At 62.7% G+C, this 22,785-nt stretch carries 26 protein-coding genes; 15 read left to right on the forward strand and 11 right to left on the reverse strand.

The features are described from left to right. Positions 1–348: 348 nt before the first annotated feature. From C9990_RS12760 to C9990_RS12770, 3 genes are read left to right on the forward strand one after another with little or no spacing between them, the layout of a single operon-like run. Positions 349–1,407: an ABC transporter substrate-binding protein gene (locus C9990_RS12760; RefSeq protein WP_106803496.1), complete on the forward strand. Its 1,059-nt coding sequence runs from the start codon at positions 349–351 to the stop codon at positions 1,405–1,407. Next, on the forward strand, positions 1,394–2,383 hold the full coding sequence (locus C9990_RS12765; protein ID WP_106803497.1) for an ABC transporter permease: 990 nt from the start codon (positions 1,394–1,396) through the stop codon (positions 2,381–2,383). Before C9990_RS12760 ends, C9990_RS12765 begins: the two co-directional genes overlap by 14 nt. Beyond that, on the forward strand, positions 2,377–3,165 hold the full coding sequence (locus tag C9990_RS12770; protein ID WP_065907542.1) for an ABC transporter ATP-binding protein: 789 nt from the start codon (positions 2,377–2,379) through the stop codon (positions 3,163–3,165). The genes C9990_RS12765 and C9990_RS12770 overlap by 7 nt, the downstream gene beginning before the upstream one ends. Here C9990_RS12770 and C9990_RS12775 read toward each other — a convergent pair whose 3' ends face one another. Next, a complete protein-coding gene (locus C9990_RS12775) occupies positions 3,166–4,014 on the reverse strand; it encodes a helix-turn-helix domain-containing protein (protein WP_065907544.1) in 849 nt (282 codons plus the stop codon). 109 nt (positions 4,015–4,123) lie between these two features. Here C9990_RS12775 and C9990_RS12780 point away from each other — a divergent pair, with 109 nt between their 5' ends. Beyond that, positions 4,124–4,534 carry a hypothetical protein gene (locus C9990_RS12780; protein ID WP_065907546.1) on the forward strand — a complete coding sequence of 137 codons (411 nt, stop codon included), beginning with the start codon at positions 4,124–4,126 and terminating at the stop codon, positions 4,532–4,534. Positions 4,535–5,396: 862 nt separating this feature from the next. On the opposite strand, the gene C9990_RS12790 is transcribed toward C9990_RS12780, so the two are convergent. Then, positions 5,397–5,732, reverse strand: a complete 336-nt coding sequence (locus tag C9990_RS12790) for a hypothetical protein (RefSeq protein WP_065907552.1) — start codon at positions 5,730–5,732, stop codon at positions 5,397–5,399. Positions 5,733–5,822: 90 nt separating this feature from the next. On the opposite strand from C9990_RS12790, the gene C9990_RS12795 reads away from it, so the two are divergent. The 3 genes from C9990_RS12795 to C9990_RS12805 all read left to right on the forward strand — a co-directional run bounded on the left by C9990_RS12795 (position 5,823) and on the right by C9990_RS12805 (position 7,528). Continuing rightward, a complete protein-coding gene (locus C9990_RS12795; protein ID WP_065907561.1) occupies positions 5,823–6,167 on the forward strand; it encodes a hypothetical protein in 345 nt (114 codons plus the stop codon). Positions 6,168–6,222: 55 nt separating this feature from the next. Then, on the forward strand, positions 6,223–7,131 hold the full coding sequence (gene glsB, locus C9990_RS12800; protein WP_106803499.1) for a glutaminase B: 909 nt from the start codon (positions 6,223–6,225) through the stop codon (positions 7,129–7,131). 76 nt (positions 7,132–7,207) lie between these two features. Further along, positions 7,208–7,528, forward strand: a complete 321-nt coding sequence (locus tag C9990_RS12805) for a hypothetical protein (protein ID WP_177410330.1) — start codon at positions 7,208–7,210, stop codon at positions 7,526–7,528. A 5-nt stretch (positions 7,529–7,533) separates the two neighbouring features. Here C9990_RS12805 and C9990_RS12810 read toward each other — a convergent pair whose 3' ends face one another. The 7 genes from C9990_RS12810 to C9990_RS12840 form a co-directional block, all read right to left on the reverse strand. Beyond that, a complete protein-coding gene (locus tag C9990_RS12810; RefSeq protein WP_106803500.1) occupies positions 7,534–8,037 on the reverse strand; it encodes a signal peptidase II in 504 nt (167 codons plus the stop codon). Between the two features lie 71 nt (positions 8,038–8,108). Then, positions 8,109–8,444 carry a DUF6124 family protein gene (locus tag C9990_RS12815; protein ID WP_106805643.1) on the reverse strand — a complete coding sequence of 112 codons (336 nt, stop codon included), beginning with the start codon at positions 8,442–8,444 and terminating at the stop codon, positions 8,109–8,111. A gap of 404 nt (positions 8,445–8,848) precedes the next feature. Continuing rightward, complete coding sequence (gene mddA, locus C9990_RS12820; RefSeq protein WP_106803501.1) at positions 8,849–9,619, reverse strand: methanethiol S-methyltransferase; 771 nt, start codon at positions 9,617–9,619, stop codon at positions 8,849–8,851. Between the two features lie 134 nt (positions 9,620–9,753). Next, positions 9,754–11,022 carry an FAD-binding oxidoreductase gene (locus C9990_RS12825; RefSeq protein WP_106803502.1) on the reverse strand — a complete coding sequence of 423 codons (1,269 nt, stop codon included), beginning with the start codon at positions 11,020–11,022 and terminating at the stop codon, positions 9,754–9,756. After that, complete coding sequence (locus C9990_RS12830; protein ID WP_106803503.1) at positions 11,019–11,771, reverse strand: amino acid ABC transporter ATP-binding protein; 753 nt, start codon at positions 11,769–11,771, stop codon at positions 11,019–11,021. The genes C9990_RS12825 and C9990_RS12830 overlap by 4 nt, the downstream gene beginning before the upstream one ends. Continuing rightward, entirely contained in the window at positions 11,768–12,436 is a 669-nt protein-coding gene (locus C9990_RS12835) for an amino acid ABC transporter permease (RefSeq protein ID WP_065907573.1), read from the reverse strand. The genes C9990_RS12830 and C9990_RS12835 overlap by 4 nt, the downstream gene beginning before the upstream one ends. Continuing rightward, a complete protein-coding gene (locus C9990_RS12840; protein ID WP_065907574.1) occupies positions 12,433–13,215 on the reverse strand; it encodes an ABC transporter substrate-binding protein in 783 nt (260 codons plus the stop codon). Before C9990_RS12840 ends, C9990_RS12835 begins: the two co-directional genes overlap by 4 nt. Before the next feature lie 215 nt (positions 13,216–13,430). Between C9990_RS12840 and C9990_RS12845 the strand changes: the two genes are divergently transcribed. Continuing rightward, complete coding sequence (locus C9990_RS12845) at positions 13,431–14,210, forward strand: IclR family transcriptional regulator (protein ID WP_065907576.1); 780 nt, start codon at positions 13,431–13,433, stop codon at positions 14,208–14,210. Positions 14,211–14,421: 211 nt separating this feature from the next. Here C9990_RS12845 and C9990_RS12850 read toward each other — a convergent pair whose 3' ends face one another. Together C9990_RS12850 and C9990_RS12855 are read right to left on the reverse strand one after the other, a co-directional pair. Continuing rightward, entirely contained in the window at positions 14,422–15,666 is a 1,245-nt protein-coding gene (locus C9990_RS12850) for a saccharopine dehydrogenase family protein (protein ID WP_065907580.1), read from the reverse strand. 28 nt (positions 15,667–15,694) lie between these two features. Continuing rightward, positions 15,695–16,792 carry a carboxynorspermidine decarboxylase gene (locus C9990_RS12855; protein WP_106803504.1) on the reverse strand — a complete coding sequence of 366 codons (1,098 nt, stop codon included), beginning with the start codon at positions 16,790–16,792 and terminating at the stop codon, positions 15,695–15,697. 185 nt (positions 16,793–16,977) lie between these two features. Here C9990_RS12855 and C9990_RS32305 point away from each other — a divergent pair, with 185 nt between their 5' ends. The 7 genes from C9990_RS32305 to C9990_RS12885 all read left to right on the forward strand — a co-directional run bounded on the left by C9990_RS32305 (position 16,978) and on the right by C9990_RS12885 (position 22,758). Further along, positions 16,978–17,148, forward strand: a complete 171-nt coding sequence (locus C9990_RS32305; RefSeq protein WP_157955071.1) for a hypothetical protein — start codon at positions 16,978–16,980, stop codon at positions 17,146–17,148. A 121-nt stretch (positions 17,149–17,269) separates the two neighbouring features. Beyond that, positions 17,270–18,289 carry a LacI family DNA-binding transcriptional regulator gene (locus C9990_RS12860; RefSeq protein WP_065907583.1) on the forward strand — a complete coding sequence of 340 codons (1,020 nt, stop codon included), beginning with the start codon at positions 17,270–17,272 and terminating at the stop codon, positions 18,287–18,289. Beyond that, complete coding sequence (locus C9990_RS12865) at positions 18,273–19,277, forward strand: ABC transporter substrate-binding protein (protein ID WP_106803505.1); 1,005 nt, start codon at positions 18,273–18,275, stop codon at positions 19,275–19,277. The genes C9990_RS12860 and C9990_RS12865 overlap by 17 nt, the downstream gene beginning before the upstream one ends. Further along, a complete protein-coding gene (locus C9990_RS12870) occupies positions 19,278–20,096 on the forward strand; it encodes an iron ABC transporter permease (protein WP_106803506.1) in 819 nt (272 codons plus the stop codon). Continuing rightward, positions 20,093–20,887 (forward strand): ABC transporter permease, encoded by a 795-nt coding sequence (locus tag C9990_RS12875; RefSeq protein ID WP_106803507.1) that lies wholly within the window; start codon positions 20,093–20,095, stop codon positions 20,885–20,887. The genes C9990_RS12870 and C9990_RS12875 overlap by 4 nt, the downstream gene beginning before the upstream one ends. Then, the gene (locus tag C9990_RS12880; protein WP_106803508.1) at positions 20,884–21,915 is read left to right on the forward strand and encodes an ABC transporter ATP-binding protein; all 1,032 of its coding nucleotides are present in this window, start codon (positions 20,884–20,886) and stop codon (positions 21,913–21,915) included. The genes C9990_RS12875 and C9990_RS12880 overlap by 4 nt, the downstream gene beginning before the upstream one ends. Positions 21,916–21,921: 6 nt before the next feature. Continuing rightward, complete coding sequence (locus C9990_RS12885; RefSeq protein WP_106803509.1) at positions 21,922–22,758, forward strand: phosphodiesterase; 837 nt, start codon at positions 21,922–21,924, stop codon at positions 22,756–22,758. Positions 22,759–22,785: the final 27 nt, after the last annotated feature.

Below are 22,785 nucleotides of genomic sequence, written 5' to 3' on the forward strand. Positions count from 1 at the left end.
GTTTTTTTGTGGCAAGCAGGCTTTTTTGTGACAAACCCGCTTTTTTGTGGCGAGCGGGCTTGCCCCGCGTTGGGGCGCGCAGCGCCCCCAAAACCGAACCCCGCGGTGTACCTGGAAGAACGCGGTGACTGTATTTGGGGCCGCTGCGCGCCCCAACGCGGGGCAAGCCCGCTCACCACAGGTAAGCCCGCTCACCACATCCAAGCGGGCTCACCACAGGTAAGCCCACTCAACGCGGGCAAGCGGGCTCACCACAGGCAAGCCCACTCACCACAGACGAGCGGGCTCACCACAGAAAAGCCCGCTTACCGCATAACCAAGAACATCAATTTAAAAGGGATATTGAGCATGGCCACTTTCGATCACTTGACCCGTCGCCGCCTGCTCGGCATGGCCGGCCTGACCCTGGCTGGCCTGTCGCTGCCCGGCCTGGGCTTTGCCGCCGATGAACACGCCGGCCACAACACGCCCCAGGAGCCCGCCGGCACCGGAGACTTCATCCGCCTGGACGCGCCGCGCAAGTTGAAACTGGCCGTCAACCTCAACGCCGTGTGCCTGGCCCCGGTGGTGATCGCCCACGGCCAGGGCTTTTTCACCAAGCACAATCTCGACGTGGAGCTGGTCAACTTCGGCAACTCCACCGAAGTGCTGCTCGAAGCCATCGCCACCGGCAAGGCGGATGCGGGCGTGGGCATGGCGCTGCGGTGGCTCAAGGCGCTGGAGCAGGGCTTTGATGTGAAGCTCACTGCCGGCACCCACGGTGGTTGCCTGCGTTTGCTCAGTGCCGTGAACGGCGGCGTGAGCAAGCTCGAAGACCTCAAGGGCAAGGCCATCGGCGTGACCGACATGGCCAGCCCGGACCGCAATTTCTTTTCGATCCTGCTGAAAAAGCACGGCGTCGATCCGGTGCGCGATGTCGAATGGCGCCTCTACCCGGCCGACCTGCTGGGCACTGCGCTGGAGCGTGGCGAAGTGCAGGCGGTGAGCGGCAGTGACCCGTTCATGTACCGCCTGATCAAGTCCGGCGTGGCACGCGAACTGTCCACCAACCTGGTGGAGGAATACGCCAACCTCAGCTGCTGCGTGGTCGGTGTCACCGGCAAGCTGGTGCGTGAAGAAAAACGCGTAGTGGCGGCGCTGACCCAGGCGATTCTCGAAGCCCATGACTATTCCGTGCAGCACCCGGAGGCCGTCGCCAAGGGCTTCCAGGCCTATGCGCTGAACACCTCCACCGAAGAAGTGCAGGCGATCCTCCACGACCACACCCACGGCCACCATGCGGTCGGCGCGGCATTGACCCAGGAGATCACCACCTACGTCACCGACCTGAAAACCGTCGAAGTGATCAGCAAGGGCACCGATCCGGTGGAATTCGCCAAGGAGATCACCGCCGATGTCTTCAGCTGACGCCACAACCCTGAATCCGCCCGTGGCCCTCAAGGTCGGCTGGCAGGGCGCCGCCGTGGTGGCGGCCTGGGTGGCCGTCGCGCTGTTGATCAGCTATTGGCCCAACGCGACGCGCAATTGGCCGATGACCCAGGGCCTGGCGAATCTGTGCGTCGGCGTAGCGGTCGTGTTTATCCTGCTGAGCCTGCTCGGGCGCAAATTGACCAGGCTCGGGCTGCGCCTGCACTCGGCGGCGCCTTGGCTGATCGCCCTTCCGGCGCTGTTGGGCCTCTGGGAGTTGCTCACCGCCAAACTGGCGCTGTTGCCGGTGCCGTTCTTTGCCCCACCGCAGGCCTTGCTCGCGGTGTACCTCGAAGACTACGCGCGGCTGGCCGACAGCCTGCTGCATTCGGCAGTGTTGCTGGGCTCCGGCGTGGCGCTGGGCGCCGCCACCGGCTTTGTCGCCGGCGTGGCCATCGGCTGGTCCACGCGGATCGGTTACTGGCTGCACCCGGTGTTGCGCATCCTCGGTCCGGTGCCGTCGACGGCGTTGTTGCCGCTGTGCTTTTTCCTGTTTCCCAGCAGCTGGAGCGCCAGCGTGTTCCTGATCGCGCTGGCCACCTGGTTTCCGGTCACGGTGCTGACCTGGTCCGGCGTCGCCAGCGTCGATAAAGCTTATTACGACGTGGCGCGCACCTTGGGCGCGAAGCAGGGCTTTCTGATTTTCAAGGTGGCGATTCCCGCCGCGTTGCCCCACGTTTTCGTCGGCCTGTTCATGGGCCTTGGCGCGTCGTTTTCCACCCTGGTCGTGGCGGAGATGATGGGCGTGAAATCCGGAATCGGCTGGTACCTGCAGTGGGCCCAGGGCTGGGCCGCCTACGCGAATATGTACGCTGCACTGTTGATCATGGCGTTGGCCTGTTCGGGGTTGATCACCGGGTTGTTCCTGGTGCGCGATCGGTTGTTGGCCTGGCAAAAAGGAACGATGAAATGGTAGCCCTGGCAACTGCAGTCGCCGCATCCACGGGATTGGCACTGCGTATTGAAAACCTCAGCCATGGCTTTGCCCTGGACGGTCAGCACCTGCCGGTATTGGAGCGGGTCTCCCTGGATGTTGCACCGGGCGAGTTCGTGGCGTTGCTCGGGCCTTCGGGCTGTGGCAAATCCACCTTGCTGCGGCTGGTGGCCGGCCTCGAACCTGCGGATGCCGGCAAGCTGCTGGCCGACGGCGAGGCCATCCTCGGCCCCGACCCGAGCCGCGTGGTGGTATTCCAGGACCCGACCCTGTACCCGTGGCGCCGCGTGTGGGACAACGTTGCCATTGGCCTGGAAGCCCAGGGCCTGCTCAAGACCCATGCCGGCAAGGTCGACGAGGCGCTGGAAAAAGTCGGTCTCAGCCAGTTTGCCCGTGCCTACCCTCGGCAATTATCCGGCGGCATGGCGCAACGTGTCGCGCTGGCGCGTGCGCTGGTCAACCAGCCGCGCTTGCTGATCCTCGATGAGCCCCTGGGCAAGCTCGATTCGCTGACGCGCATCACCATGCAAAAGGAACTCATCGACCTGTGGCAGCGCCAGGGCTACACGGCATTGCTGGTGACCCACGATGTGGAAGAGGCGCTGTTGCTGGCCAATCGGGTGATTGTGTTCAGCGACCGCCCGGCGAAAATCCAGGCGCAACTGCACATCGACAGGCCGTATCCACGGCACCGCGACGACCCTTATCTGGTCGACCTGCGCCGGCAGATTCTTGGTCTGCTGGGGCTGGGAGAAAGCTGGTAGTCAGCGCGCGTCTTTCAGCGCAATGGTCTGGCTGGTCGCGCTCAACACACCGGCGCGCTCGGCCAGGTAGCGCGCTGGCGGCTGGCCCACCGCCTTGCGGAACATGGTGATAAAGCCGCTGGCATTCTCATAGCCCAGGTCCAGGGCCACGGCTTGCACGCTCTGACCTTTGGCCAGGCGCTGCAACGACAGGATCACATGCAACTGCCGTCGCCAACGGCCGAAACTCAAGCCCAACTCTTCGAGCAGCAGGCGCGTCATGCTGCGCTCGCTCATGCCGATGCGCACCGCCCATTGGCCAAGCGTGGCCTTGTCGGCGGGTTCGGCCAGCAGGCTGTCGGCCAGGCGCCGCAGCCTCGGGTCCCGGGGCATCGGCAGGTGCAGCGCTTCGATGGGGGCAGCGGCCAGCTCGTCCAGCAGCGTGTTGATCAAGCGGCCCTGGGCGCCGGCCTCGTCATACAGCTGCGGGAAACTCACCGCCTTGCTGATCAACTCATGCAGCAGGCCGGACACTGCCAGGGTGCAGCACTGCGGGGGCAGGGCGCAGGCGGCATCGGGGTCGATCAGCAGGCAATAGACTTCCGCCTCACCCGAGCCGCGCGCTGCATGGCAGGTGCCGCCGGGAATCCACAGTGCGCATTGCGGCGGGACGATCCAGATCCCCGCTTCGATTTCGCAGTGGATCACCCCGCGCAGGGTGTACATCAACTGGCCTTTGCGGTGCGCGTGTTGCGCGTGTTCCCAGGTGTCCGAGGCGCTGGTGGCACCCACCGCGACCACGGCACGCGGGAACACATCGGCATCCTTGGCCATCAGTGGGTCGTGCAGGTCCAGGCGGTGGTGTCTCATGGCGCGTTCGCAGTTTGGCTGAATTGCGAAACAGTCTGGCTATTCTGTGCAATGCCGTCCAGTGCCAGGCTCACTATAGTGAGAGTCACTCTCATTAAGGAGCTTGGCCATGCGACTCGACAGTACAACGTTCCCCGTGGTGAAAATCGTGTTTGACGCCCCCAACGAAGGCGGGCCGGAGGATGCGTTCCTGGCCTTTGAACGCCTGTTGGCGAGGGAGCAAGCCTTCATGCTGCTGCACGAAAAATCCGCCGATGAAAACAATCACGAGCACTCCCACGAAGAGCGCAAACAGGCGTCGATCTGGATGAAAAAGAACAAACAGGCGCTGCGCACGTTCGTCAAAGGCATGATCCAGGTCGAGCCCAGCGCCGCGCAACGCCTGGCCCTCAAGCCGTTTGCGGTCATGTTCGGCAAGGCCTGGGGCTACCCGCTGCTGGTGGTCGAATCCAAGGACCAGGCCTGGGCACTGGCGCGCGATGTGCTGGATGAGCAGGTGTCGGACGTGGCGCATTTCTGAGCTGCGCCAATACAAGCCTGTGGGCGCTGGCTTGCCTGCAATGGCGGTGTGTCGGCACTTCATGCATCAACTGACACACTGCCTTCGCGAGCAAGCCCGCTCCCACATTGGATTGAGGTGGGGCTTAGGCATCCGGGTGCATGGAGATCAAATGTGGGGATTGGGCTGGAGCCTAGACACCTGGATGCATGGAGATCAAAAAGTGGGAGCTGGCTTGCCTGCGAAGGCGGTGTGTCAGGCACCTGATAGATCAACTGACACACTGCCTTCGCGAGCAAGCCCGCTCCCACATTGGATTCGGGTGGGGCTTAGGCATCCGGGTGCATGGAGATCAAAGGTGGGGATTGGGGTAGCGCCTAGGCACCTGGATGCATGGAGATCAAAAAGTGGGAGCTGGCTTGCCTGCGAAAGCGGTGTGTCAGGCACCTGATGCATCAACTGACACACTGCCTTCGCGGGCAAGCCCGCTCCCACATTGGATTGGGGGTGGGCTCAGGCATCCGGGTGCATGGAGATCAAAGGTGGGGATTGGGCTGGCGCCCAGGCACCTGGGTGTATGGAGATCAAAAAGTGGGAGCTGGCTTGCCTGCGAAGGCGGTGTGTCAGGCACCTGATGCATCACCTGACACACCGCCTTCGCGAGCAAGCCCGCTCCCACATTGGATTGAGGTGGGGCTTCGGCATCCGGGTGCATGGAGATCAAAGGTGGGGATTGGGCTGGAGCCTAGGCACCTGGGTGTATGGAGATCAAAAAGTGGGAGCTGGCTTGCCTGCGAAGGCGGTGTGTCAGGCAACTGATGCATCAACTGACACACCGCCTTCGCGAGCAAGCCCGCTCCCACAGGGGGGAGCGGTGGGGGCCTTAGTCCACGCAGATCGCGCGGCCCAGTTGGCCTTTTTCTACGGTTGCCGAGCAGCCGAAATGTCCGTTGTCCACCTGGCATGCGCCGGTTACCGGGCCGTTGCCGGATTGGGTCGTCACGCTGGTCTGGCACTCGCCTTCGCACTGGCTGGAGTCGGTACAGGCCTTGCCGGCGTCCTTGTACGGTGTAACGCACTTCCAGCTCTGCAGCTTGCCAACTTGCTTCATGGTGCCGCCGCCGGCCAGGCAGGCAGACGCGGTGGAATCCTGGGCGGGCGGTGTTGCAGAGCACGCCGATAGCAACAGCAGGGCGGCCAGGCCGATCATCAATTTCATGCAAAAGTCCTCGTGGAGTAAGCGCAACGGTGCAGTGTACGGGCAATTGGACTACTTTGAATGACGAGCGATCCCTCCCGGTACTGACCCATGCACACGTTATGGAAACGCTATGTGGCACTGCTGGAAAACGACCTGAGCACGCAAATCTTCGACAATGTGAAGAACCTGCTGGTGTGCGCACTGCTGTTTGCAGCGGGGACTAATACAGTGCTCGGGCAGCGTGACTTGTTTATCGGCGTGTTCGCCTCCAGCGTGGCCGGTTGGGGGCTGATCATCCTGTCGTCGCTGTTGTTGGTGCTGAACGTGAGCGACGGCATTCGCAGGCTTTCCAAACTGCGCTACCACCTCGTGCTGCAACTGCTGATGATCCTGGTTTACCTGGTGATTGCCGAACGCATGGTCGAGATAGTCTGGGGCTTCCGCGCGCATTGAAGTATCCTCCGCGGCCCGCTTCCCATTGATTCAAAGACAGATGACAGGACAAGACATGCAGGCGATGCTTTCGTCGATCCTCGACGAAGTGCGCCCACTGATCGGCCAGGGCAAAGTCGCCGACTATATCCCCGCCTTGGCCGATGTACCCGCCAACCAGCTTGGCATTGCGGTGTACGGCAACGACGGTTCGGCCTACTGCGCAGGCGATGCCGATACGCTGTTCTCGGTGCAGAGCATTTCCAAGGTATTCAGCCTGGTACAGGCCATCGACCACGGCGGCGAAACCATCTGGGAGCGCCTGGGCCACGAGCCGTCGGGGCAGCCGTTCAACTCCATGGTGCAGCTGGAATTCGAACGCGGCCGCCCGCGCAATCCCTTCATCAACGCCGGTGCGCTGGTGATCTGTGACATCAACCAGTCGCGCTTCGCCGTGCCGATCCTGTCGATGCGCGATTTCGTACGGCGCCTGTCGGGCAACCCGCAGATCCTGGTGAACAGCGTCGTCGCCGACTCCGAAGCCCAGCACGGCGCGCGCAATGCGGCCATGGCTTACCTGATGAAATCCTTCGGCAACTTCCATAACGACGTCGACGCGGTGCTGCACAGTTACTTCAACTACTGCGCGCTGCAGATGAGCTGCCTGGACTTGGCCAAGGCATTCAGTTTCCTGGCCAACGAAGGCGTGAGTGCCCACAGCGGCGAACAGATCCTCACCGCGCGCCAGACCAAGCAAGTCAACTCGATCATGGCCACCAGCGGGCTGTACGACGAGGCGGGCAACTTTGCCTATCGCGTCGGCTTGCCGGGCAAGAGCGGCGTCGGCGGCGGGATCGTCGCGGTGGTGCCGGGGCAGTTCACGGTGTGCGTATGGTCACCGGAGTTGAACGCGGCGGGGAACTCGCTGGCGGGGATGAAGGCGTTGGAGTTGTTGAGCGAGCGGATTGGTTGGTCGGTATTTTGAGGTTATAAAGGTTTTCCAGGCCGTTCCTGCGCTACGTGGGAACGAGCATTTCTGCAGTGTCCAGATAGGTATCTTCATGGCTTACGAACTTCACATCGCCCGTGCCGACAGCCATGCAATTGCGCCTGAAGAGTGGCGCGCGTTGTGTGCCAGCGATCCAACCCTGGCGCTGCAGGACGAGGTGACCGGCATTAATCCCACTACCGGTGCGGTGATTTCCATGGGCGGAAATCAAACCGCCTACTGGACCTCTCCCACCACGCAGCAGGCTTACTATTTTGACTACCGGCGTGGTGAGATTGCCTTTGTGTACAGCGATGAAGCGATCGTGAAAGCCAAGGCTATTGCTCAATCGCTTGCCGCGACTATCAGGGGCGACGAGGGTGAGGCGTACTGACAGCCCTAGGCTTTGCGCGGCTTCATGAACAAATCCATCATCAAATACAGCGCGCCCACGGTGATTGCGATATCGGCAATATTGAACACGCCGGTATGGGCCGGCCCGACGTTCAGCACCATGTAATCAACCACGTGCCCGTCGCGAAAGACGCGGTCGATCAAGTTGGCGATGCCGCCGAGGGCGATGGCGTACAGCGGCAGGACTTTGCGCAGGGGCTGGTTCCAGTTCGAGAGGGACCACCACAGTGCCCAAGCCACTACGATAGCCACGCCGACGATGAAAATCAGCTGTTTGACCTGCGGCGACAACGCGGCGCCCAGGCTGAGGAACGCGCCGGGGTTCAGACTCAATTCGAGTGCCAGGTTGATCGGGTTGGCGCCGATTTTGAAGCTGTGGGCGTGCAGTGAAACCAGGGCCAGCAGTTTGACGAGTTGGTCCATGGCAATAAAGGCGAGGCCGGCGAGGAGGGCGAAGGTGCGGCCTCGCAGTAGGGGCGACGTGCTCAAGCGGTAACTTCCTGTTTCAGGCTTTCGATAGAGCGCCCGAAGATAGCTCAGGCGCTGTATCGCGTCCATCGTCACGCCACCGGATGAGCCACGCTCAGTGCCTTGTCGACCAGCAGTTGCACCCCTTCGAGCATGCGGCAGATGCCCAGCGCGACATTGCGTTGAGTCCCGTCGATCTCGAACGCCAGGTGAGCGGCGATGTCGCTGATGCAGGCCAGGTCCTGGGAGGCGTTGACCAGCAGGGTTTCGGTGCCCAGGTCGGCGCGTACGGTGAAGAGTCCGTCGCTGGCTTCGGGCGTGGCTGGTTTTGGGTTGAGGTAGTGATCGATGGCGCGGTAGGCCACTTCGTGCAGGGTGCTGGTGTCGAAATCGGGATGGCTTGGGGGGTTGGGGCTGTCTTTAATCATGGTGAAATCTCTCCGGGAATGGAGCTGCCACGATTCGCGGTCAAACGAGAGAGGGTGGCAGCTATACGCGGGTTGACCGACCGGTCCCAAAGTAGCCCGGCATACCCGAAGGTATCCCGCGTACAGCTGCCGCGACACGATACAACAGGCGTACACAAAACGCCTGATTCGATGTGGCACAGATGCATTTGGGAGGGCGGACGGTCAAATCCGGCCGCTGAATTGGCAGCGACGACGAGAGGTTAGCCAGCACCTTGGCGAGCCACAACCTGAAAGCCTTGTCGGAAAAATCCGAGAGCCGCATGCGCGGGGCACCGTTTATCGGGGTTGGGCTGGAAACAGCGGGAGTGCTGCGCACTCCAACGCGGGGCAAGCCCGCTCACCACAAAAAAAAAGGGGTGGGGCTAGTTTTTGGGTTTTTTCGGGGGCTTTGACCCGGGGATAATCATGGCGACCTCTTGCTGGTAGCGTCGGTACCGCTCACCGAACAGCGTCACCAGGTCCTTTTCTTCAAAGCGTGCGCCGATGAAGATGTAAACCGTCATTCCGACCGCAAACAACAGATGCCCGGCGGTCATGTGTGGCGTTGCCCAGAAGGCAATCAGGAAACCCAGGTACAGGGGGTGACGCACGAGCTTGTAAAACAGTGGCGTCGTAAACACCGGCGGCTGTGACGTGGGCTTGCGCCAACGGTCGATGGCCTGCTTGAGCCCGAACAGCTCAAAGTGGTTGATCAAAAACGTTGCCAGCAACGCGATGCCCCAGCCCAGCCAGAACAGGCCCATCAACAGGGCATCGGCCCAGGCGGCTTCAACCTCCCAGACACTCGCCGTAATGGGCTGCCACAGCCAGAACATCAACCCCAGCACCAGGCTGCTGAGCAGCACGTACGTGGAGCGTTCAACCGGCGCCGGGATGAACCCTGCCAGCCATTGCTTGAAACCTCGGCGCGCCATGACCGTGTGCTGGGCGCCGAACAGCATGATCAGCGCGGCATCGATCAACACGGCTGTCGGCCACTCACCGGGTGGGCCGTCGTTGATGTGCTTGGGCACCCCCATCTCGCCGACAAAGCCGATCAGGTACACGCAGGTGCACAGGAACACCAGGTAGCAGCCGGCGCTGTACACCAGCCCGAGCATTCGGGCGGTGTGTGGAGGATGTTCGAGGTTCATGGATGTCCTTCTCACTCAGTTGATCGCCCGCAATCCCAGCGGGCCAGCCAATGCATCTGGACTAAGCCTAGCGAGTTTTGCGCGCGCGGCAACCTGTGAGAATTGACAGTCTGCAGTGTGCCTGGGAATAGGATTCAGCTGATATTGAGCCGGTCCAGCAGGCTGTACCACGCCACCCCCGCGCCAATGTAGAACCGCTGCAACCCGTGCATCGGCAAGCGTTGCAACGGTGTCACCGGGTAGGCGAATTCCGCGTGGCTGTCGCACAAGCGTGCGGCCAATTGCTGCCCCAGGCTGGTACACAGCGCGATGCCGCGGCCATTGCAGCCCAACGCCAGGGTGAGCCCAGGCGCGGGTTGGTGCACGTGGGGCATGAAGTCGCGGGTGATTGCGATGCGCCCGGCCCAGCGGTACTCGAATTCCAGCGGGCCCAATTGCGGAAAGAGCAGCGCCAGGGAGCGCTCCAGGTGTGCAAAGTCGGCCGGTGATGTGGGATCGTTGAACAGCCCGCGTCCCCCCATCAATAAGCGTCCATGACTGTCTTTGCGAAAGTACAGCAGCAGCCGTTGCGCGGTGGACACGGTTTCCTGTCCCGGCAGGATGCACTCTGCCGCGCGCCCACTCAGCGGCTTGGTGGCGACGATAAAACTGTTCGCCGCCAGAATGCTCTGCGCCATCCCCGGCCACAGGTTGCCGCTGTAGCCGTTGGTGGCCAGCACCACTTGATCGGCCGTGACCTGGGCCCCGCCAGCCGTCTGCAGTTGCCATCCGCCGCCCTGGCGCTGCAACCCTGTCACCGCACTGTGCCCATGAATGCGCACACCCGCCGCCAACGCCGCGCCGACCAGCCCACGGGCATACGCCAGCGGCTGAATCGCCCCGGCACGGCCGTCCAGCCAGCCGCCAGCGAACGCCTCGCTGCCCATGCGCGCGGCCACCGCTGCTGCATCCAGACGCTGCACCGGCACGCCGCGTCGCGCCCATTGCTCGGCGCGTGCATGCAGCCCGGCCACGCCCTTTTGCGTGTACGACACCTGCATCCAGCCCTTGCGCACCGGCGCGCAATCAATGCCGTGCTTGTCGATCAACCTGAACACCAGGTCCGCCGAATTCGACACCGTCGAGATCAGTGGCTCGGCGCGCTCCGGTCCGAACATCTGCACCAGTTGCTCCGGGTCGTATTTGAGTGTCGGATTGACCTGCCCGCCGTTGCGCCCCGAGGCGCCCCAGCCCGGCTCATTAGCCTCCAGCACGCACACACTGACCCCGCGCTCGGCCAAGTGCAGCGCCGTCGACAGGCCGGTATAGCCCGCCCCGACAATCGCCACGTCGACCTTCAGCGACTCCGCCAGCGCGGGCGTTGGCAGCACGGACGGCGCCGTCGCCGACCACAACGATTTCATGACAGGCTCCTTGTAGTGCCGGTGGGGTGCAGCACGCGCCGCAGAAAGTCCTGGGTGCGCGCGTGCTGCGGGTCGCCCAGCACCTGCTCGGCCGGGCCGCTCTCGACGATGTAGCCGCCATGCAGGAAGCACACGCGGTCGGCCACTTCGCGGGCAAAGCCCATCTCGTGGGTGACCACGATCATGGTCATGCCTTCATCGGCCAGGGTGCGCATCACCGCCAGCACATCGCCGACCAGTTCCGGGTCGAGGGCCGAGGTGGGTTCGTCGAACAGCATGGCTTCGGGTTTCATCGCCAGGGCGCGGGCGATGGCCACGCGCTGCTGCTGACCGCCGGAGAGTTGTTCCGGGTAGGCGTCGGCCTTGGCACTCAGGCCGACTTTTTCCAGCAGCACCAGGGCTTCCTCGCGCGCTTGCCCAGGCGACTCGCCCTTGACGTACACCGGGCCCTCCATCACGTTTTCCAGCACCGTGCGGTGCGGGAACAGGTTGAAGCGCTGGAACACCATGCCCATGCGGCTGCGCAGGGCGTGCACGGTCTTGCTGCCGCGCTGCACGGTTTCACCGAACACGCTGATCGTGCCGCCGTCGTAGGCTTCCAGTGCATTGATGCAGCGCAGCAGGGTGGATTTGCCCGAGCCCGAGGGGCCGATCAGGCACACCACTTCGCCCTTGGCCACGTCGAGGTCGACGCCGTGCAATACGCGGTGGCTGCCGTAATGTTTTTGCAGCTGACGAATCTCGATCATGCTTTTTTCCTCCGGCCCAGGTGCTGCTCCATACGACGCAGGCCATACACCAGCGGCAGGCTCATCAGCAGGTAGAGCAGGGCGACCAGGGTGTAGACGGTCATGTTCTGGAAGGTCGACGAGGCGATCAGTTGGCCCTGGCGGGTCATCTCGGCGACGGTGATGGTCGACACCAGGGACGAGTCCTTGAGCATCATCACCAGGGTGTTGCCGTAGGGCGGCAAGGCAATGCGAAACGCCTGCGGCAGGATCACCCGGCGCATCATCAACGCCGAGCGCATGCCCAGGGCTTCGGCGGCCTCGCGCTGGCCCTGTTCGACCGCAATGATGCCGGTGCGAAAGTTCTCGGCCTGGTACGCCGAGTAGGCGATGCCCATGCCGATCACCCCGGCGTAGAACGCCGTGAGGTGCACGCCCATGTCCGGCAGGACGAAGTAGATGTAGAACAGCTGCACGATGATCGGCAGGCCACGGATCACGTTGATGATGGTGCTCGCCGTCCACGACAGCGCGCGGATCGGCGACAGCTTGAGCAACGCCAGCACCAGGCCGATGGCGCTGCTGAGCAGGAACGACAGCACGGTGATCTGGATCGTCACCCAGGCACCCTGCAGCAGAATCGGCAGGAAATCCTGGGCGTTCTGCAGGAACTCAGCCAGGTTCATGGGCGCACCTGGGTATCAAGTCCCCACTTCTTGAGGATGCTGTCCAGGGTGCCGTCGGCCTTGATGCTGGCGATGGCAGTGTTCAGGCGTTCGAGGGTTTGTGCGTCGCCCTTGCGCACTACCAGGCAGACCTCGCCGACGTTGACCGGTTGGTAGTCGGCGGCGAGTTTCACGCCTTTGAACAGTTTCTGGCGGATCTGGTACGCCACCACTGGCTGGTCGCCAACGGCGGCCTTGATGCGGCCCAGGGACAGGTCGCGGACCATCTCGCCAATCGAGTCGTAGGTGCGGATTTCCTTGAAGATGCCGAGCTTGTTCAGTTGATCGTAAAAGATCGTGCCGGCCTGCACGCCGACGACCTGGTCCTTCAACGGGGTGAGGTCGGGGTAAGCGGTGTTGTCTTCGGCGTTGATGATCAAGCCTTCACCGTAGGCATACACCGGGGCGCTGAAATCGACGACCTTGGTGCGTTCTTCGGTCTTGAGCATGCCGGCGGAGATGAAGTCGAGCTTGCCGGAGGTGAGGGAGGGGATCAGCGCGGCGAAGTTGGTCTGTTCGATCTGGCTGGTGAAGCCGCCGGCCTTGCCGACGGCTTCAGCCACGTCGACCATCACCCCCTGGATGCTGTTGCTCTTGATATCGAGGAAGGTGAACGGCGAACCACTGGCCGTTGCACCGACTTTGTACGTGGACGCACTTTCTGCGTGCGCGGCGCTGACGCAGAGCGTGGCGCACACGGCGAAGGCGAGGCGGCGAAACACGGGCGAAAGACTGTTCATCGGGTTACTCCAAAAGGAAAACGGAAAGTCAGTAGCGCAAGCGGCTGCCGATGAAACCGCAAGCTCTGTGCCATTTCGATTGGAGTAAGTCGAATATCGCTACGTAAATTCCACAAAATGAACTTGTCGTATCGATATGCGATATTTAGTAGTCTATTTTTGCGATTTAGGGTAGAAATATCGCCACGCCTGATCGTCCTGACCGCGAGTTCGCCATGTCCGAAGAACGCAACAGTTTGCACAACCAATCCCTGGAAAAAGGCCTGTCGGTGCTCAAGGCATTCAGCGCCCAGCGCCGCAGCATGAGCCTTGCAGAGGTGGCAGAGGCCGCTGGCATGACCAAAAGCTCGGCCCAGCGCATGGTGTTTACCCTCGAAAGCCTGGGTTACCTTCGGAAACACTCGCGCACCCGGCATTACCAACTCACCCCGCGCGTGCTGGAGTTGGGCTTCAGTTACCTGGACGCGCATTCGCTGATCGAAGTGGCCAACCCGTTCCTGTCCGAACTCACGCGGCTGACCGGCGAAACCTCATGCCTGACCGAGCCTGCGGGCTACGACATGACCTATATCGCGCGGTTCGTCAGCGCGGGTTTTGTGCCGGTGCACATGCCGATCGGCTCGCGGGTGCCGATGTACTGCACGGCGTCGGGGCGCGCGTATTTGAGCGCGTTGCCTACGGATGAAGCGTTGGCGCTGATCGAGCACAGCCAGCGCATTGCGCACACCAGCCAGACATTGACCGAGGTCGACAGGATCCTGGAATCGTTGCAGCAGGTGCGTGAGCAGGGCTATGCGGTCAATGCCCAGGAACTGTTCCTCGGCGACATGACCATCGGCGCACCGGTGCTGGGCGCGAATGGCCGGCCAGTGGCGGCGGTGCATGTGGTGGCGCCGACCAGTCGCTGGAGTCGGGCGGATGCGGAGAAGCAGTTGGCGCCGGCGTTGTTGCAGTGCTCCAGGGCGTTGAGCAATTCGGCGCGCAATCTTGAATAGCCCCATTCTCAAGAACACGGCCAATTCAATGTGGGAGCGGGCTTGCTCGCGAATGCGGTGTATCAGTCGCCAGATGCAGTGACTGGCACACCGCATTCGCGAGCAAGCCCGCTCCCACATTTTGATCTTCATTGTTCTTTGATAGTTATGTGAGTCCCAACAAAAAATGCGCCCCTTGGGGCGCATTTTTTGTTCGGTCAGCCATCGCCTATCAGGCAATCGCATCCCAAGCCCGATCACCGTGCTCGTCTTTGATCCGAGTCGGCAGGCCCATCACGTCCAGCGCCTTGAGGAACGGCTCAGCCGGCAGTTCCTCGACGTTGGCCATGCGTTGCACATCCCATTCACCACGGGCTACCAGCAGCGCAGCAGCGACCGGAGGCACGCCTGCGGTGTAGGAGATGCCCTGGCTGTCGGTCTCGGCGAAGGCTTCTTCGTGATCCGCCACGTTGTAGATGAACACCTCGTGCGGCTGGCCGTTCCTGGTGCCCTTGACCAGGTCGCCGATGCAGGTCTTGCCGGTGTAGCCAGGCGCCAGCGACGACGGGTCGGGCAGCACGGCCTTGACCAGTTTCAACGGCACGACTTCCAGGCCTTCGGCGGTGGTGACCGGCTTTTCGGAGAGCAGGCCGAGGTTTTTCAGCACGGTGAACACGTTGATGTAGTGCTCGCCGAAGCTCATCCAGAACCGCACGTTGGGCACGTCGAGGTTTTTCGACAGCGAGTGCACTTCATCGTGGCCGGTGAGATAGAGGTTCTGCGAGCCGACTACCGGCAGGTCGTCGGTGCGCTTGACTTCGAACATGGTGTTGCTGGTCCACTGGCTGTTCTGCCAGCTCCACACCTGTCCGGTGAATTCGCGGAAGTTGATTTCCGGATCGAAATTGGTGGCGAAGTATTTGCCATGGGAGCCGGCATTGACGTCGAGAATGTCGATCGAATCAATGCGGTCGAAATGCTGTTGCTGCGCCAGCGCGGCGTACGCGTTGACGACACCCGGGTCGAAGCCCACGCCAAGGATGGCGGTGATGTTCTTCTGTTTGCACTCTTCCAGGTGGTTCCATTCGTAGTTGCCGTACCACGGCGGGGTCTCGCAGACCTTGCCCGGCTCTTCGTGGATGGCGGTGTCGAGGTACGCGACGCCCGTGTCGATGCAGGCACGCAGGACCGACATGTTGAGGAACGCGGAACCCACGTTGATGACGATCTGCGACTGTGTCTCGCGGATCAGGGCCTTGGTCGCTTCCACGTCCAAAGCGTTCAGCGCGAAGGCCTGGATGTCGGCGGGTACCTTGAGGCTACCCTTGGCCTTGACGCTGTCGATGATGGCCTGGCATTTGGAGATGTTGCGCGACGCGATAGCAATACGACCGAGTTCGTCGTTGTGCTGCGCGCACTTGTGGGCCACCACCTTGGCGACACCTCCTGCACCAATGATAAGAACGTTCTTTTTCAATTGCTTTATCTCTCCTTTATCCGCCAGCTTACGAAAGGCTGGACAGGTAGTCGTCGTAACCAAATTCACGAACCACTTCGACTGTACCGTCGAGTTGTTTCACTACGATGGACGGCATTTTCAGGCCGTTGAACCAGTTTTTCTTGACCATGGTGTAGCCCGCGGTGTCGATGAACGACAGCCGATCGCCGATGGCCAGCGGACGATCAAATTGGTACTCGCCGAAGATGTCCCCGGCCAGGCAGGATTTGCCGCACACCATGTAGGTGTGTTCACCCTCGCTCGGTGCCAGCTTGGCGTTGAGGCGGTAGATCAGCAGGTCCAGCAGGTGCGCTTCGATGGAGCTGTCGACCACGGCCAGGTGTTTGCCGTTGTAGAGGGTGTCGAGCACGGTCACTTCCAGCGAGGCGCTGTTGGTGATCGCCGCTTCGCCGGGCTCCAGGTAAACCTGTACGCCGTACTTCTCGGAGAACGCCTTCAGGCGCGCGCAGAACGCGTCCAGCGCATAGCCTTCACCGGTGAAGTGGATGCCGCCGCCGAGGCTGACCCACTTGACCTTGTGCAGCAGCGCGCCGAAGCGTTCTTCGATGGTGCCGAGCATTTTGTCGAACAGGCTGAAGTCGCCGTTCTCGCAGTTGTTGTGGAACATGAAGCCTGAGATCTGCTCGATCACGCCTTCGATCTTCTCCGGGTCCCATTCGCCCAGGCGGCTGAACGGGCGCGCCGGGTCGGCCAGCAGGTAGTCGGAGCTGCTCACCTGCGGGTTGACGCGCAGGCCACGGGTCTTGCCTTCGCTGCGTTCGGCAAAACGCTGCAGCTGGCTGATCGAGTTGAAGATGATCTTGTCGCAGTTATCCAGCATCTCTTCGATTTCATCGTCGGCCCAGGCCACGCTGTAGGCGTGCGCCTCGCCTTCGAACTTCTGGCGACCGAGCTTGAGCTCATACAGCGACGACGAGGTGGTGCCGTCCATGTATTGCTGCATCAGGTCGAACACCGACCAGGTGGCAAAGCACTTGAGCGCCAGCAGGGCCTTGGCGCCGGACTGTTCGCGCACGTAAGCGATCTTCTGCATGTTGACCAGAAGCTTCTGTTTATCGATGAGGTAGTACGGCGTTTTGATCATTTTTGAGAGCCTGCGGCGGTGCCTGCCAAAAAAGGACACGCATTGTGCCCGCACTTGGATCAGATCGAAAGGTTAGTGGGCGGATTTTGCTGCGCCGCCTTTAATCTGGCCTGCCAATATGACAGCCCGTGAGGATGATGAACGGTCATGGTGATTGAACCAGGTTGGGGCGACGAGAGGTGAGAATGGACGCATGGACAGTGCACTGGCTGGAGGCTTCGGGCGGCCTGGCCGAGTTTCGTCAGGCATTGACGGGAGAATTCGACATCGCCTGTCAGGCCATTTCCCGATACCTGCCTGCCCAGCACATCCTGGCGATCGCACTCGACAAAGGATGGCTCCACACCCCCCTGTAGGAGCCGGCAAGCGGGCTCCTGCAGGTTATCGGTGACATCAAACTGTCATCTGCCCACCATGTGACTGCCACATTCCCTCGCTACTGTCCTCGCCAATGAGATCGATCTCAAGCGAGTGACGATGACTGACCTGAAAGACGTTGCGCGGTTGGCCGGGGTATCCCGTGCCACTGCCGCCCGCACCTTTGCTTCCCCCGACCAAGTGCGCCCGACCACTCGCGAGCAAGTGTTTGCCGCCGCCCGCGAGCTGGGCTTTCGCCCCAATCTGCTCGGCCGCCAGTTGCGGCTGCAAACCACCCAATTGATTGGCGTGGTGGTGCCCAACCTGCTCAACCCGGTGTTCGCCGAGCAGTTCCAGGCCATGGAGCGTGCGGCGCGGTTGCGCGGCTACAGCCTGGTGCTCGCCACCACGGACTACGACAGCGAGCGCGAAAGCAGCGTGGTCGAAGAGTTGCTGCGCCAGCGCGTCGACGGCCTGGTGCTGACGGTGACCGACGCCGAAAGCAACACCGTCCTCAGCAGCCTGAACAGCGAAAAAACCCCGTTCGTGCTCGCCTACCACCAACCCGGCAACCCCAACTACAGCGCCGTGTCGGTCGACAACCGCGCGGGCATGGCCCTGGCTACCCGCTACTTGCTGGAAGCCGGTCACCGGCGCATCAGCATGGTCGCCGGGCCCGCGTTGCAGTCGGACCGGGCCCGGCTGCGTTATGCGGGCTACTGCGATGCGATGAGCGAATACGGGCTTGCAAGCCGGCCGGTGATCGAAATGCCGGCCCACACCCAGGCCGAATTCGCTGCTATCGAAGCCTGCCTGCAAGGGCCCCAGGCGCCGACTGCGCTGGTGTGTTCCAACGATTTCCTGGCTATCAGCCTGATCGCCGAACTGCGCCGCAATGCCTGGCAGGTGCCGCAGCAACTGTCGGTCGTGGGCTTTGACGGCATCGCCCTCGGCACCCAGATGCACCCGACCCTGTGCAGCGTGGTGCAGCCCATCGCACTGCTCGCCAGCACGGTGATTGATCAACTGCTGGCGCAGATCGCCGGTAACGACCCGATATCCCACTGCCTGCCTTGCCATATCCGGCCGGGCGACAGCACTCAACCCCATGAGGAGAGCTTCGATGCGCGCATTGCGTAAAACCCTGGCAGCCGTGCTGCTCTGCGGTATGGCCGGCCTGGCCCAGGCCGCCGACACCGCAATTTGCTACAACTGCCCGCCGGACTGGGCCGACTGGGGCACCCAACTCAAGGCCATCGCTGCCGACACCGGTGTGCAGGTGCCGCTCGACAACAAGAACTCCGGCCAGTCCCTGGCGCAACTGGTGGCCGAGAAGGCCGCCCCCGTGGCGGACGTGGTGTATTACGGCGTGACCTTCGGCCTGCAGGCGCAAAAGGCCGGCGTGGTCGACGGCTACAAACCCAAGGGCTGGGAGCAGATTCCCGCCGGCCTCAAGGACCCGGACGGCCACTGGTTCGCGATCCATTCCGGCACCTTGGGCATCATGGTCAACGTCGACGCGCTCGGTGGCTTGCCGGTGCCGCACAGCTGGGCCGACCTGCTCAAGCCTGAATACAAAGGCATGGTCGGTTACCTGGACCCGTCCAGCGCGTTTGTCGGCTACGTCTCGGCGGTAGCGATCAACCGCGCCCTGGGCGGCGACCTCGACAACTTCGCCCCGGCCATCGACTACTTCCAGAAGCTTGCGAAAAACGCGCCCATCGTACCCAAGCAAACCGCGTACGCGCGGGTGCTCTCCGGTGAGTTGCCGATCCTGGTGGACTACGACTTCAACGCCTACCGCGCGCGCTACAAAGACAACGCCAACGTGGCCTTCGTGATCCCCACGGAAGGCAGCATCAGCGTGCCCTACGTGATGAGCCTGGTGGCCAACGCGCCGCACCGCGCCAATGCGCAAAAAGTCCTCGACTTCGTGCTGTCCGACGCCGGCCAGGCACTGTGGGCCAAGGCTTATCTGCGCCCGGTGCGCCCGCTGAAAATGCCTGCCGACGTCGCCGCGCAATTCCTGCCCGACAGCGACTACGCCCGCGCCGGCGTGGTCGACTACGAAAAAATGGCCGCCGTGCAGGAAGCCTTCGCCGCCCGTTACCTGAACGAGGTCAAGTAAGTGGCAGCATCGGCAAAACACGCGGCCTGGGCGTTGGCCCCGGCCTGTGCGGTACTGCTCGCGTTCTGGCTGTTGCCGCTGGCCCACCTGATGCTGCTCGGCGCCGAGAGCCGCGACAGCCTCGGCAGCGGTTACTGGCAGGTACTCAGCAGTGCGCAATACCTGGGCAGCCTGGGGCAGACGCTGGTGCTGGCGGTCGTAGTGACACTGGTCGCGCTGTTGATCGGCGGCATCAGCGGGGTGTTCCTCGCGCGCCAGCAGTTCTTCGGGCGTTCGGCCCTGGTCGCGCTGCTGACCTTTCCCTTGGCGTTTCCAGGAGTGGTGGTGGGGTTCCTGGTGATTCTGTTGGCGGGGCGCCAGGGCCTGCTGGCCTCCCTCGGCCTGCAACTGGCGGGTGAGCGCTGGATCTTTGCCTACTCGCTGGCCGGGCTGTTTATCGGCTACCTGTACTTCTCGATTCCACGGGTGATCCTCACGGTGATGGCCGCGTGCGAAAGCCTCGACCGCAGCCTGGAAGAAGCCGCGCATTCGCTGGGGGCAGGGCACTGGCGCGTGGTCTGCGACGTGATCGTGCCCGGCCTGGCGCCGGCTTTGGCCTCGTGCGGGGCGATCTGCTTCGCCACCTCCATGGGCGCCTTCGGCACCGCGTTTACCTTGGGCACGCGCCTGAATGTGACCCCGGTGGCGATCTACAACGTGTTCACCAACTACGCCAACTTTGCTGTCGCCGCCGCGTTGTCGGTGGTGCTGGGTGCGCTGACCTGGGCGGTCTTGCTGCTCACGCGCCGGCTGGTGAAAAATGCGGGGACGGTCCTGTGAAGCGCTCATCGCTGTTTGTGATTCAACTGCTGTTCACCTTGCTGGTGTGCGCCTTCATGCTGGTGCCGGTGCTGATGTCATTGCTCGCCGGGCTCACGCGCAATTTCTTTGTGGGGCTGTCCAGTGGCTTGACCTTCGACTGGTTGATCCAGGTCTGGCAGGCCTATTCGCCGACGGTATGGCTGTCGTTGCAACTGGCGCTGGCGTGCGCGGTGTGCGTCTGCGTGATCGGCGTGCCGGCGGCCTATGCCCTGGTGCGCATGAACAACCGCTTCAGCCGTGCCTTCGAAGAGTTGATGGTGCTGCCGGTGGCGATGCCGGGGTTGGCCAGTGCGCTGGCCTTGCTGCTGACCTACGGCCAGTTTGGCACGTTCCGCAGCAGCTGGTTGTTCATCCTGGTCGGGCATGTGCTGTTCACCTTGCCGTTCCTGGTGCGCCCGGTGATGGCGGTGATGCAGCGCCAGCACTTGCCGGTGTTGGAAGAGGCGGCGGCGAGCTTGGGCGCCGGGCCGATCAAGCGCTTTTTCAGCGTGGTGGTGCCCAACTGCCGCGCGGGGATCCTCGCCGGTGTGCTGATGGTGGTGACCTTGTCCCTGGGTGAATTCAACCTGACCTGGATGCTCCACACACCGATGACCAAGACCCTGCCGGTGGGCCTGGCCGACAGCTACGCCTCGGCGCGCCTGGAAATCGCCAGCGCCTACACCCTTATCTTTTTGCTGATGATCGTGCCGCTGTTGATTGCGTTGCAGGCCATCAGCGCGCGTTTGTCCCGTGGAGAACGTCGATGACTGCTATCACTATTCGCCTGCAAGGCTGTCGCAAGGCGTTCGCCGACGGCACCGTGGCCGTGCATGACTTGAACCTGACCGTCGAAGGCGGCGAAACCCTGGCGATTCTCGGCCCGTCCGGTTGCGGCAAGACCACCACGTTGCGCCTGATTGCCGGCCTCGAACGTCCGGATGTCGGCCAGGTATTGTTCGGCGACCAGGACGTGACCCGCCTGCCCATCGAGCGTCGCGACGTGGGCATGGTCTTCCAGAATTACGCGCTGTTCCCCAACCTGGATGTGGCCGGCAACATCGTCTACGGCCTGAAGATTCGCGGCGTGTCGGCGTCCGAACGCAACAAGCGCTGCGACGAGTTGCTGGAACTGGTGGGCTTGCATCACCACGGCAAGCGCAGCATCCACGAGTTGTCCGGCGGCCAGCGCCAGCGCGTGGCCCTGGCCCGTGCATTGGCACCGCGCCCGAAAGTGCTGTTGCTCGATGAGCCGCTGGCGGCCCTCGATGCGCAATTGCGTGAGCGCCTGCGCAGCGAGTTGGATCAACTGCTGCGGGGCCTGGGGATCACCTCGGTGTTCGTCACCCACGACCAGGGTGAAGCCATGGCGCTGGGTGATCGCATCCTGGTGATGGAACACGGCCGCGTGGCGCAGTTGGGCAGCCCGCGGGATATCTACCAGAAACCGGCCAACGCGTTCGTCGCCGGATTCGTCGGCAACCTGAATGCGTTCTCGGTGCTCGAAGCCTCGCCCCTGGGCCTGAAAGTCTGCGGCGGCGAATTGCCGTGGCAGGCGGCCAACCTGCCCGGCACGGTGTACTGCCGCCCTGAACACCTGCGCGTGATGGAAGGCGAGGGGCACCTGCACGGTCATCTGCTGGCGCAGTTTTTCCAGGGCGCGCAGAGCCGCCTGCTGGTGGATGTGGGCGGTCCGCAACCGTTGCTGGTCGACAGCAGCGACAACCAGCTCTACGCCGTGGGCGCGCCGATTGCCCTGGCGATCACACCGCACATGTTGTTCACCTTGAACGCCTGAGAACTTATGTCCAATCGTGCCTTTGTTGTTGCGCAGATCAGCGATCTGCACCTTAAAGCCGGCCAGCGCCTCACCTATGGCGTGGTCGATACCCTCGGTGCGCTGCGCCGCGCCGTCGATCATCTGAACGCCAGCCACCCACGGCCCGATATCGTGGTGGTCAGTGGTGACCTGGTGGACTTCGGCCGCGCCGATGAATACGCGGTGCTGCACCCTGAACTGGCGCGCCTGCACATGCCGGTCTACCTGGTGCCCGGCAATCACGACGCGCGCGGGCCGATGCTCGATGCGTTCGGTGATCACGCCTATTTGCCGGCCTCGGCCGAGGGGCCGCTGGACTGGGTGGTGGACGCGCATCCACTGCGCCTGATCGGCCTCGACTCGACCATTCCGGGCGGCCACGGCGGGCAGTTGCTGGACAGCCAATTGCAGTGGCTCGACGAGCAGTTGGCACTGCGCCCCGACGCGCCCACGCTGCTGATCCTGCATCACCCGCCGTTTATCAGCGGCATCGGGCATATGGATCGTGAGCCCTTCATCAATGCGGCGGCTTTGGAAGCAGTCGTGGCCCGCCATCCGCAAGTGGAGCGCCTATTGTGTGGGCACCTGCACCGGCCAATGCAGCGGCGTTTCGGCGGCAGCATCAGTTGCGTGTGCCCCGGCACTTCGCACCAGATCGTGCTGGACTTGCAAGATACCGCGCCGGCGCATTTCAACCTGGAGCCGGCGGGGTACCTGCTGCATCGCTGGGATGCGCAGCAGGGGTTGATCAGCCACAACGGCGTGTTAGGGGAGTACCCGGGGCCGTACCCGTTTTATGACGCGAATGGGTTGATTGATTGAAGCATCGGGCTTTCCATGGCGGGGATG

The organism is Pseudomonas sp. S5D5 (assembly GCF_003013355.1).
GTDB lineage: Bacteria > Pseudomonadota > Gammaproteobacteria > Pseudomonadales > Pseudomonadaceae > Aquipseudomonas > Aquipseudomonas aylmerensis.